The following is an 11453-nucleotide window of genomic DNA, read 5'->3' on the forward strand; positions in this document are numbered from 1 at the left end:
AGCGCGATCACCGCCGAAGCGTGGTTGCCGTCAACGACCGCCGTCAACGGATAAGCCAGAGGCCCCGCGGATTGCTCCGCAGGGCCTCTGGCGTGCTGTGCACTCGGCAGGATTCGAACCTGCAACCTTCTGATCCGTAGTCAGATGCTCTATCCGTTAAGCTACGAGTGCTTGTTCTTTTTTTTGCTGCTGTCTTCGCTCCCCGGGCTTTTGCCCCGCTCGCGGCGACAGGAAGAACATTACATGACTGCCGCCGCCATGTGAAATCCATTCCCCCCACCCCTTGTGAGCTGCGAAAACGTGCTTCAGGGGGTTCGTGGGCGCGGTGGAGGGCGAGGAGGTCGCGATGCCGGCGGCGGGTCGCGCGGACCCCGGGAACGCCGAAACCCCGGTCCAGTGGACCGGGGTTTCGGATCTTCGTGCGGAGGCGGAGGGATTTGAACCCTCGATGGGATTGAAGTCCCAAACCGCATTAGCAGTGCGGCGCCATAGACCGGACTAGGCGACGCCTCCCGCACAACCCCTCACGCGAGCGCGAGTGGTGCGTGCAGATGATGACACAGACGAGCGCGGTGTCACCAATCGACCCCTACGGTACTAGGCGAATACGCCGCACTGCAAAGCCCCCGCGGAGCACGCAACCGGGAGGGCCGCCCGGCGTTAGGCAGGTCATGCTGCGCCGACTGCTCCTCACCGCCGCCGTGTCCGCCACCGCCGCGCTCTCCTGGGCGCCCGGCGCCACCGCCGCCACCGGCACCCCCGTCAGCGACACTCCCGGCGTGGCCGCCGTCCCCCTGGTGGCCCCCTCCGCCCCCTCCGCCCTCCCCGGGTTCGCCGAACTCACCGCGTTCCCCGGCGTGCCGTCCTCGTGGGCCGCCGTCGCGGACGGCCTCACGCCGCCGGCCGCCCTCATGCCCCCGCCGGCCCGTCCGGAGGACTCCTCCGACCGGCTGACCGTGACCGTCGCCGGAGCGGGCGGCGGCGCGGACGGGACGTTCGAACTGGACTGCCACCCCGCGGGCGGCACGCATCCGCACGCGGCGGAGGCCTGCGACCGCCTGGACCGCATGACCACCTGGGGCAAGGACACCTTCGCCCCGGTGCCGCCGGACGCCCTGTGCACCATGGAATACGGGGGCCCGGCCACCGCGCATGTCACCGGAACCTGGGCGGGCCGCCCCGTCGACGCGCGCTACGACCGCTCGAACGGGTGCGAGATCTCGCGCTGGAACGCCCTGATGCCCGTGCTTCCCGGTACCCGCCCATAGCGCGGATCGGGAGAGGACACGGCGAAGTCACGGTGATCTCACGGTGCTCTCACGGTTCCGTACGGTGAAGTGCGTGGTCACGGCTTCTCCGCCGGTTCTGCCTCTCATATGTGTGCGACCTCCCTCTCATCCGGCATCGCGAGCGCAACCTCTGCCCGTAGACTCCCTCGCGTGACACGCCGCGGGCCGGTTGGCAAGATGGCCCCCGCGGTCGGCAAGGTGCGGTAACAGGGAGGAAGCGTCTCGTGAGCAGCAGGCCATCCCGAGGCGCTGCTCGCCTCGCAGCCATACTGGACGCGCTGCCCGATGCGCTGGTCCTGGTCAACGCCAACGGCACCGTCGTCAACGCCAACACGATCGCCCTAGAGGCCTTCGAGACCCCGGGCACGGCCCTGGTGGGCCGAGGGCTGCTCGACCTCCTTCCGGAGTTCGACTCCAGGCTGATCCCCGGCTCCATGCGGCGCCCCGACAGCACCGACGAGCGCGGGCGCACCAAGCCGACCCGGATGACCGCGCGGCGGACCGACGGCTCGGAGTTCCCGGTCGAGGTCACCAGCGCGAACCTGGAGAGCGGCCAGCAGGCCTACGACAACTACGGCCCCCTCCCCGACGAACTGCTCATGCTCGTCGTACGCGACCTGTCGGGCACCGTCGACACCGAGGCCGAGCTCGCGCGATCGCAGCGCCAGACCGAGATGATCCTGCGCGCGGCGGCCGAGGGTGTCGTCGGGACGGACACCGACGGACGGGTCGTCCTCGTCAACCCCGCCGCGGCCCAGATCCTCGGATACCGGGCCAGCGACCTCGGCGGCAGGGAGCTGCACACCCTGGTCCTGCACTCGCGCGCGGACGGCGAGCCGTTCCCCTACTCGGAGTCGGCGCTGGCCGACACCCTGCGCTCCGGACGCAAGCACCGGGTGCGCGGGCAGGTGCTGTGGTCGAAGTCCGGGGACCAGGTGCCCGTCGACCTGACGACCTCTCCGGTGCGCGACGGGGACCAGCTCGTCGGCGCCGTCATGACCTTCACCGACCGGCGGCCGTACGACACCCTGGTCGAGGAGAAGGAAGCCGCCGCCACCCGGCACACCGAGGAGCTGGAGCGGCTCGGCGAGGAGCACACCGCCGAGCTGGAGAAGCTGCGCGAGGACCACAGCGCCGAACTCACCGGGCTGACCGAGGCGCACGAGGAGGAACTCGCCGCGGGCGAGGAGAGGTACGCGGCGCTCGGCGAGCGGGAGAAGGACCGCTTCGAGGCCCTGTCCGCCCGGCACGAGCAGCTGCTCGCGGTCCTCGGGCACTCCCTGCGCGGCCCCCTCGACCAGCTGCGCGGCGAACTCGCCAAGCTCGCCGCCGACGACGCGGGGCAGCTGTGGCCGGAGGCCAACCAGGTGCTCCACCACCTCGCGGCCGGCTACTCGCGCATCACGACGCTCGTCGACAACGTCCTCGGCTACCAGCGGCTGGACGCGGGCGTCGACACGATCTTCCGTACGAACGTGATGCTCGACGCCGTGGTCGCGGCCGGTGTCGAGGGTGCCATCGACCTGATCGGGCCCGGCCGCGTGCAGTTCGCCGTGCACGCGCCGCCGATCGAGGCCGAGGTCGACCCGCAGCGTCTGGCGCGCGCCCTCGCCCACCTCGTCGCGGACGTCGCCGGTGTCGACGCGACCGGCAACGCGCCGGTGTCGGCGGGCGGTTACATGGACAACACGGTCGTCGTGGCGGCGGCCCAGCGCGGCGAGGTCGTCCGCATCGAGGTGCGCGGGCCGTACGCCGGGGGAGACCCGGTGCACGAGCCGATCGTGCGCGGGATCGTGCGCGCGCACGGCGGGGTGCTCCAGACGCACGAGGTGCCGGGGATGAGCGGCAGCGCCTACGTCCTCGAGGTGCCCATCGGCGGCGGGGCGGGCGCGGTTCCGCCCGGCAGCGTGGCGCCCATCGGCACCGAGATCGCCCTGGCCGAGCAGCCCCCGCAGCAGAGCGGCGGCCGGCGCCGGGCCCGGCGGGCCTCCACGGACGCCTTCCTGGAGAGCGAGGAGTCGGGGGAGTCGGGTCCGCAGGCCCTGGAGGCCGCGGGCGCGACCGCTCCCACCGGGCGCCGTCGCCGGCGTGCCGCGGAGGAGCAGGCGGCGGTCGAGGCGGCCCCCGCGCAGCAGCAGGGCGAAGGCACCGAGGACGGTTCGGGCGGCACCGGACGGCGCCGTGGCCGGCCCAGCCCCGCCGAGGGCACGGGCGAGGCCCGGGACGCGTCCGACGCGGTCTCCGAGGGCGCGGTCGTGATGGCGGGCGAGCACGGCGCGGGAACCGCGGCCGTGGGTTCGGGACTGGGCGGGACGGTGCCTCCGCAAGGGGTTCCGGTGCCCTCCGGACGACGGGCGCGCCGCGACGGTGAGCAGAACGCGCTGCCCGCCGCCCCGGCGCCGGACCAGGGCGCCGACGAGGACGACGACACCGACGAGGCGGGTCTGCCGACCGGGCGGCGCCGCCGTGCGCTCGCCGCGGCCGCCGAGCGTGCCGCCGCGCAGGACGCGCAGGAGACGGGCGCCCGCGCGGTGTTCGCGCTGCCGCCGGCGGAGGCGGACCGCTCGCCGGAGTACGTCCAGGCCGCGGCGCAGGCGCAGGCCGCACAGGCCCAGGCGGTCCAGGCACAGGCCGCACAGGTCCAGGCCGCCCAGGCGCAGGTGGCCCAGGCGGCGCAGGCCCAGGTTCAGGCCCAGGTCGCGCTGGCCCAGCAGGCCGACGGCCGCCATGACGCGATGCGGCACGATCCCGAGGACGATCACACCCCGCCGCAGCCGCACCCGGTCTCCACGCCGACGGGCCGCCGTCGCGCCCGCCAGATCGCGGAACCGGCTCCCGCGGCGGCCGGCGCACCCGGGCAGGCACTCCCGGCCCAGGGCGCACCCGGACAGCCGGTGCCCGCTCAGCCGGTGCCCGGACAGTCCGTACCCGCTCAGGCCGTACCCGCTCAGGCCGTGCCAGGACAGCCGGTGCCCGCGCTCGGGCAGACCGTTCCGGCGCAGGGGGTCGCGCAGGGGCTCCCCGCGCAGGTCGCCCCGGCCGCTGCCGCCGCCGGTCAGCCCGTTCCCACCGGCCTGCCCGCCGCCGCGCGGCCCGGTGCCGCCCCGGCCCCGGCCCCGGCCCCGTCCTGGCCCGACGCGAACACGACCACCGGTACGGGCGCCCCGGCGCCGTCCGGCGCGGCCGCCCAGCCCGCGCTCCCCGCGGCTCCCGCCCCGCTCCCCCCGGAGCGTCCGGCCGCGCGGGTCGCCCAGCCGCTGCCCGCCGAGGCGGCGCCCGCGTCCGCCCCGGCCGACCCCAACTCGACGCAGGGCCGTGCCATAAGCGTGCGCACGCTCGGCCAGGGCGTTCCGTTCGCCCGTCAGGTCGCGGCGGCCCAGCCGGGCGGCGGTGTCCAGGCCCCGACGCCTCCCCCGCACGCGACGAACGGCGGAGGACGCCGCCGCAAGCTCGGCACTCCGCCGGAGCCCGCCGACCGTCCGGAGACGGCCGCGCGCGCCCTTCCTGGCGGTGCCCAGCCGGGTGCGGGACCCCGGCGGCCCGGCACCACCGAGGGCGCCGGACGGTCGTACGCCATAGGAGCACCCGACGAGAACGCCGCCGAGGGCCCCGAGCCGCTCGACGGTCCCGGCGGTGCCGTCGAGGTCGCCGACCAGCCGCAGCCGCGGCCCGTGGACGACGAACTGCCCCCGGAGCCCCTGGACAACCCGCGGCGGCTGCTCGTGTGGCCCGCGCCCGACGCCGGCACCGCGCAGGCGCTGAGCGACCGCGGCTACCGGCCGGTCGTCGTGAACTCGCGCGAGGAGGTGGACGCGCAGATCGCCGCGTTCCCGGCCGCGCTGTTCGTGGACCCGCTGACCGGCCCGATCACCCGCACGGCGCTTCAGTCCCTGCGCCAGGCCGCCGTCGCGGCCGAGGTTCCGGTCCTGGTGACGGCCGGGCTCGGACAGGCGACGCGCGAGGAGGCGTACGGGGCCGACCCGGCCGTCCTGCTGAAGGCGCTCGCCCCGCGCGACTCCGAGCAGCACCCGCCGCGCGTCCTGCTCATCGAGGAGCACGCGGAGATCGCGCTCGCGCTGACGGCCACGCTGGAGCGGCGCGGGATGCAGGTCGCGCGCGCCTCGACGGACGAGGACGCGGTCACGCTGGCCTCGCAGATGCGGCCGAACCTCGTGGTGATGGACCTGATGCAGGTGCGGCGCCGACGGGCCGGGATCGTCGACTGGCTGCGGGCGAACGGGCAGTTGAACCGCACACCGCTGGTCGTCTACACCGCTGCCGTCGACACGGCCGAACTGCCGCGGCTGGCCGCGGGGGAGTCGGTGCTGTTCCTCGCCGAACGCTCGACGACCGACGAGGTCCAGGAGCGGATCGTCGACCTGCTGGCCCGCGTCGGCACCAACTAGGGGCGCTTCGGCACCAACTGGGGCCCCTACGCCCGTGAGAAGCGTGTGAGCCGGGAGGACCGCCCTGGGGCGGTCCTCCCGGCTCATGTGTGCCGTACGCGCGTCGGAGTCAGAGCTTGGTCACGTCCAGGCCGCCCTCCGCGTACCTCTTGCGGATGACCTTCTTGTCGAACTTGCCGACGCTCGTCTTCGGGACGGCCTCGACGATCGACCAGCGCTCGGGAAGCTGCCACTTGGCGATCCTGCCCTCGTCGGCGAGGAAGGCACGCAACGACGCGAAGTCGGCGGTGGAGCCCTCCCGCAGGACGACGGTGGCCAGCGGGCGCTCGCCCCACTTCTCGTCGGGGACGGCCACGACGGCGGCCTCGGTCACGTCCGGGTGGGACATGAGGGCGTTCTCCAGGTCGACCGAGGAGATCCACTCCCCGCCCGACTTGATGACGTCCTTGGCGCGGTCGGTGAGGGTCAGGAAGCCGTCGGGGCTGATCGTGCCGACGTCACCGGTCTTGAGCCAGCCGTCCTCGCTGAACTTGTCGGCGGGGCGCAGCGGCTCCCCGTCGTTGCCGCCGTAGTAGGCACCGGCGATCCAGGGGCCGCGGACCTCCAGCTCGCCGGCGGACTCGCCGTCCCACGGGAGCCGTTCGCCGCCGGGGCCGGTGAGGCGGGCCTCGACGCCGGCCGGGAAGCGGCCCTGGGTGAGGCGGTAGGCGAACTCCTCGTCCGTGCCGACCGCGTGGGCCGGCGGGCGGGCGATGGTGCCGAGCGGGGAGGTCTCGGTCATGCCCCAGGCGTGACAGACGTGCATGCCCAGGTCGTCGAAGGCGGCCATGAGCGAGGGCGGGCAGGCCGAGCCGCCGATGGTCACCTGGGTGAGGGAGGAGACGTCACGGGGCTTGGCGGTCAGTTCGGCGAGCAGTCCCTGCCAGATGGTCGGGACGGCGGCGGCGTGCGTGGGCCGCTCGGACTCGATCATCTCGGCGAGCGGAGCGGGCTGGAGGAAACGGTCGGGCATCAGCATGTTGATGCCCGACATGAAGGTCGCGTGGGGCAGGCCCCAGGCGTTGACGTGGAACTGCGGCACCACGACGAGGGTCGTGTCCCGGTCCGTGAGGCCCATGGACTGGGCCATGTTCACCTGCATGGAGTGCAGGTAGATCGAACGGTGGGAGTAGACGACACCCTTGGGGTCCCCCGTGGTCCCGGAGGTGTAGCACATGGCCGCGGCCTGGCGCTCGTCGATCTCCGGCCAGTCGTAGACGGCCGGCTTGCCGGCGATGAGCTCCTCGTAGTCGTGCACCCGCACGCCCGCGCCGTCGAGCAGCGAACGGTCGCTGGGACCCGAGACCACCACGTGCTCCAGCGTCGGCAGCTGGGGGAGGAGGGGTGCGAGCAGCGGGAGCAGCGAGCCGTTGGCGATGACCACACGGTCGGCCGCGTGGTTGACGATGAAGACGAGCTGCTCGGCCGGGAGGCGCAGGTTCAGGGTGTGCAGCACGGCGCCCATGGAGGGGATCGCGAAGTACGCCTCGACGTGCTCGGCGTTGTTCCACATCAGGGTCGCGACCCGCTCGTCGCCCGTCACCCCGAGGTCGTCGCGCAGGGCGTGGGCCAGCTGGTTCGCACGCAGGCCGGCCTCCTGGAAGCTGCGGCGGTGCGGTTCGCCCTCGCCGGTCCAGGTCGTGATCTGCGACTGTCCGTGCACCAGCGCCCCGTGCTCCAGAATGCGGGTCACAGTCAGCGGTACGTCCTGCATCGTGCTCAGCACGGCGTCCTCCCGGGGGCGACATTGCCTACGCGGTAGTAATGGGTTCCGCTGATTCTGCGCACATACCGCGTGGTATGTCACTAGGCCCCGGAATGATCGATCACCGCAGGACACGCTCGGACACCGGCCGGGGGCCTTCCCTGCGCACGGGTATGAGCTCGGGGTCCTCGCGCAGTTTGCCCAGCGCGCGGGAGACGGCGGACTTGACCGTGCCCACGGAGACCCCGAGGATCTCCGCGGTCTGGGCCTCGCTCAGGTCCTCGTAGTACCGCAGCACCACCATCGCGCGCTGCCGTGCCGGCAGCTTGGTGATCGCCCGCCACATCGCGTCGTGCAGGGCCTGCTGCTCGGCGGGGTCGGCGGCGGGCAGGCCCTCGGGCTCCGGCAGTTCCTCGCACACGAACTCGTCGACCTTGCGCTTGCGCCACTGCGAGGTCCGGGTGTTCAGCAGGGCACGTCGCACGTAGCCGTCCAGCGCCCGGTGGTCCTCGATCCGGTCCCAGGCGACGTACGTCTTCGTCAGCGCCGTCTGCAACAGGTCCTCGGCGTCGCTCGGGTTCGCGGTGAGCGACCGGGCGGTCCGCAGCAGCACCGGCTGGCGCGCCTTCACGTACGACGAGAACGACGGGTACGACAGGGTCCGTGCCGCCCCGGTGGCGGCGTCCGAGGCGCTCGTGCAGACGAGTGTGGTCATGGCTCCACGCTAGGTTCGCCCCCTCGTCCGGCGGATCGGCCGCAGGTCCCGAAGCCATGTCCGCCTCAGGTTGTAGAACCGGGGTCGGCCTCACCTCCTGAAGGTGGACACGCCTGTCGCCGCGTCTGAGGGTTCGCCCCTGAGAGACGGTGGCCGTCGCGGGTTCGGTCCGGTGGGGGGTCGGGGCCGTGCCGGTGCATCAGCCCGTCGCCGTTGGGTGAGGGGTGGGCGTCGGTGGCGACGGGCATCGATGTACCGGCACGGCCCCTCGCGTCCGATTCCGGGTGCGGGTGCGTCGTGGTGCCCGGTCCACATTCCGGCCCCGGCCGGGGAGAGTTTCAGCCCCTCACGTGCGTGATCTTCAGCCTCTCCGGCGATTGAGGAGCGGGGGCTGGGGGGGAGCCCCGGGGGTGGCCTCTCCGCCGGCCCGCCCCCTTTGGGTTCCGGGAGCAGTCAGCCCCTCCGGCGATTGAGGAGCGGGGGGCCGGGGGCGGAGCCCCCGGGTACGGGTTGGGTAGGGGCGGAGGGGGCGAAAAGAAGGGGGCGCGCGGCTGGGCAGGTCGGTCCTTCGGGGCCGGGTGGGCCGGGAAGTGCGAGGTGATTCGTGGTGGCCGTGGTCTCAGGTGTCGGTCCCGAGGATCAGGCCCGAGGTCGGGACCCCGGTTCCCGCCGTCACCAGGACACGGGCGGCGCCCGGCACCTGGTTCACGGAGCTGCCCCGCAGCTGCCGTACGCCCTCCGCTATCCCGTTCATCCCGTGCAGGTACGCCTCCCCGAGCTGTCCCCCGTGCGTGTTCAGGGGAAGCCTCTCCTCGGCGACGAAGTCCGCGGCCTCACCAGGCTTGCAGAAGCCGAACTCCTCCAGCTGCATCAGCACGAACGGCGTGAAGTGGTCGTACAGGATGCCCACGTCGATGTCCGCCGGGCCGATCCCCGCGGTCCGCCACAGCTGCCTGGCCACCACGCCCATCTCCGGGAGCCCGGTCAGGTCGTCCCGGTAGAAGCTGGTCATCTGCTCCTGCGCGCGGCCCGCTCCCTGGGCGGCGGCCGCGACCACCGCAGGGGGGCGCCGCAGATCGCGGGCCCGCTCCACCGAGGTGACCACCAGGGCCTGGCCGCCGTCGGTCTCCTGGCAGCAGTCCAGCAGCCGCAGCGGCTCCACGATCCACCGCGAGGCCGCGTGCTCGGCGAGGGTGATCGGCCTGCCGTGGAAGTACGCGGCCGGGTTCGTCGCCGCGTACTTCCGGTCCACCACCGCGACATGACCGAACGCCTCGGGGGTCAGTCCGTAGGTGTGCAGATACCGCCGGGCCGCCATCGCCACCCAGGAGGCCGGGGTGAGCAGCCCGAACGGCAGGGCCCAGCCCAGCGCCGCCCCCTCCGCCGAGGGCTCCCGCCGCTGGACGCCCGAGCCGAACCTGCGGCCCGACCGCTCGTTGAACGCGCGGTAGCAGACCACGACCTCGGCCACTCCGGCGGCGACCGCGAGCGCCGCCTGCTGGACGGTCGCGCACGCCGCCCCGCCGCCGTAGTGGACGCGCGAGAAGAACGACAACTCCCCCATCCCGGCCGCCTGCGCGACGGTGATCTCCGGGCTCGTGTCCATCGTGAACGTCACCAGACCGTCCACGTCGCCCGGCGTCAGCCCCGCGTCGTCCAGCGCGGCCCGCACCGCCTCCACCGCGAGACGCAGCTCGCTGCGCCCCGAGTCCTTGGAGAACTCGGTGGCCCCGATCCCGGCGATCGCCGCCCGCCCGCCGAGACCGTCCCGCCCGCGTACGCTCATGCCGCACCGCCCGCAGAAGGCCTCTCGGCGGACGGCGCGTCCGCGTGGCGCGCGCCGGCGGAGGCCGGGACCGTGACGGTCACCGTTCCCGTCACGTGCCGGCCGATGCCGTTGGCGCCGAGGATCCGCACGGTCGCCGTGTCGCCGTCGACCTCCTCGACGCGGCCGGTCAACACCATGGTGTCTCCAGGATGGTTGGGGGCGCCGAGCCGGATCGCGACCCCGCGCAGCACGGCGGCCGGGCCGAAGTGGTCGGTCACGTACCGTCCGACCAGGCCGTTGGTCGTCAGGATGTTCATGAAGATGTCCGGCGACCCCTTCGCGCGCGCCAGGTCCGCGTCGTGGTGCACGTCCTGGTAGTCCCGTGAGGCGATCGCCCCGGCCACGATCAGCGTGCGGGTGATCTCGATCTCCAGCGGCGGAATTTCGTCGCCCACCCTCATGTCCCCGCCTCCCCTTCCACGATCAACTCCCCCATTTCCTGGAGCAGTTCGTCCCCGCAGCCGAGATGGGCGTCCAGCTGCCTGCCCCACAGGAAGTGCCGGTGCACGGGATGTCCGAGGTCGGCGCCCGCCCCGCCGTGCAGATGCTGGCCCGTGTGCACCACCCGCCGGCCCGCCTCGGCGGCCCACCAGGCCGCCGTGAGGGCGTGCGTCGCCCAGGGCAGCCCCTCGTCGCGCCGCCACGCCGCCTCGTACGCCGTCACGCGGATCGCCTCGGTGTCCATGTACGCGTCGGCGGCCCGCAGTTGGACGCCCTGCCGGACGGCGAGCGGCTGCCCGAACTGCTCGCGCGTGTTCGTGTGCTCCACCGCCCGTGCCAGCGACCCCGCGCACACACCGGCCTGGAGTCCCGCGAAGGCGGTACGCGCCGTCGCCAGCACGTCGTCGTACGCCCCGGCGCCGCCCAGCGGCTCGGCCGGTGTCCCCTCCAGCACCAGCCGCCCCGCCGACCAGGGCGCCGTCAGCTCGACCGGCTCCCTCGCCGCCGCCTCCGCCGCACGCACCAGCCAGAGCCGGCGCCGGCCGTCGGCGACGAGCACATGGGTGGCGTCGCGCAGCCACGGGACGGCGGGCAGGACACCGGTCAGCTCCCCGGGGGCGGAGGGTGATCCGGAGGCGGCCGGGGAGGAGGGCCCCGAGAACGCGGACATCGCGCCCGGGTCCGTGATCGCCCCGGTCACCACCACCGTCCCGTCGGCGATCCCCGGCAGCAGCCGCTCGCGCTGCTCGGGCGAACCGTGCGCCGTCACCGCGAGCAGTCCGTAGACACAGCTCACCGCGAACGGCACCTGCGCCGTGGTGCGCCCCTGCTCCTCGAGCAGCAGGACCAGCCCGAGGAGCCCGGTGTCGGTCACCGCTCCCACCAGTCCCGCCGCGCACAGTTCCTTCCACAGTCCGGCGTCGCTGCCGGTCCCGGCCGCGGTGAGCCGTTCGTGGGTGGAGAGATCGCCGAAGATCCGCGCGGCCAGCTCCGCGGCGGCCGTCTGTTCCCCGGTGGGCGTGAAGTCCAT

General features: G+C 73.7%; 7 protein-coding genes and 2 tRNA genes. 2 read left to right on the forward strand and 7 right to left on the reverse strand.

Annotation, left to right across the window (positions count from 1 at the left end; translation table 11 throughout):
• Window positions 1-98: 98 nt before the first annotated feature.
• Both WJM95_RS15725 and WJM95_RS15730 read right to left on the reverse strand, forming a co-directional pair.
• Window positions 99-171 (reverse strand) — tRNA-Arg (locus WJM95_RS15725).
• Window positions 172-422: 251 nt separating this feature from the next.
• A tRNA-Ser gene (locus tag WJM95_RS15730) sits at window positions 423-513 on the reverse strand.
• A gap of 158 nt (window positions 514-671) precedes the next feature.
• Between WJM95_RS15730 and WJM95_RS15735 the strand changes: the two genes are divergently transcribed.
• Together WJM95_RS15735 and WJM95_RS15740 are read left to right on the forward strand one after the other, a co-directional pair.
• Window positions 672-1268 (forward strand): SSI family serine proteinase inhibitor, encoded by a 597-nt coding sequence (locus WJM95_RS15735; RefSeq protein WP_339130360.1) that lies wholly within the window; start codon window positions 672-674, stop codon window positions 1266-1268.
• 245 nt (window positions 1269-1513) lie between these two features.
• Window positions 1514-5695, forward strand: a complete 4182-nt coding sequence (locus WJM95_RS15740) for a PAS domain-containing protein (protein ID WP_339130361.1) — start codon at window positions 1514-1516, stop codon at window positions 5693-5695.
• 109 nt (window positions 5696-5804) lie between these two features.
• On the opposite strand, the gene WJM95_RS15745 is transcribed toward WJM95_RS15740, so the two are convergent.
• From WJM95_RS15745 to WJM95_RS15765, 5 genes are all read right to left on the reverse strand, one after another.
• A complete protein-coding gene (locus tag WJM95_RS15745; protein WP_339135590.1) occupies window positions 5805-7448 on the reverse strand; it encodes a long-chain fatty acid--CoA ligase in 1644 nt (547 codons plus the stop codon).
• Between the two features lie 112 nt (window positions 7449-7560).
• Window positions 7561-8154: a SigE family RNA polymerase sigma factor gene (locus WJM95_RS15750; RefSeq protein WP_339130362.1), complete on the reverse strand. Its 594-nt coding sequence runs from the start codon at window positions 8152-8154 to the stop codon at window positions 7561-7563.
• 619 nt (window positions 8155-8773) lie between these two features.
• Entirely contained in the window at window positions 8774-9940 is a 1167-nt protein-coding gene (locus WJM95_RS15755; protein WP_339130363.1) for a lipid-transfer protein, read from the reverse strand.
• On the reverse strand, window positions 9937-10383 hold the full coding sequence (locus WJM95_RS15760) for a MaoC family dehydratase (protein WP_339130364.1): 447 nt from the start codon (window positions 10381-10383) through the stop codon (window positions 9937-9939). The genes WJM95_RS15755 and WJM95_RS15760 overlap by 4 nt, the downstream gene beginning before the upstream one ends.
• On the reverse strand, window positions 10380-11453 hold the full coding sequence (locus tag WJM95_RS15765; RefSeq protein ID WP_339130365.1) for an acyl-CoA dehydrogenase family protein: 1074 nt from the start codon (window positions 11451-11453) through the stop codon (window positions 10380-10382). Before WJM95_RS15765 ends, WJM95_RS15760 begins: the two co-directional genes overlap by 4 nt.

The organism is Streptomyces sp. f51 (assembly GCF_037940415.1).
In the GTDB taxonomy this organism is placed as follows: Bacteria; Actinomycetota; Actinomycetes; order Streptomycetales; family Streptomycetaceae; genus Streptomyces.

Excerpts from the sequence above, each read along its gene's own strand:
- WJM95_RS15735 (WP_339130360.1), top strand. The coding sequence starts at position 672 with ATGCTGCGCCGACTGCTCCTCACCGCCGCCGTGTCCGCCACCGCCGCG.
- WJM95_RS15745 (WP_339135590.1), bottom strand. The coding sequence starts at position 7,448 with ATGCAGGACGTACCGCTGACTGTGACCCGCATTCTGGAGCACGGGGCG.
- WJM95_RS15750 (WP_339130362.1), bottom strand. The coding sequence starts at position 8,154 with ATGACCACACTCGTCTGCACGAGCGCCTCGGACGCCGCCACCGGGGCG.
- WJM95_RS15755 (WP_339130363.1), bottom strand. The coding sequence starts at position 9,940 with ATGAGCGTACGCGGGCGGGACGGTCTCGGCGGGCGGGCGGCGATCGCC.
- WJM95_RS15760 (WP_339130364.1), bottom strand. The coding sequence starts at position 10,383 with ATGAGGGTGGGCGACGAAATTCCGCCGCTGGAGATCGAGATCACCCGC.
- WJM95_RS15765 (WP_339130365.1), bottom strand. The coding sequence starts at position 11,453 with ATGGACTTCACGCCCACCGGGGAACAGACGGCCGCCGCGGAGCTGGCC.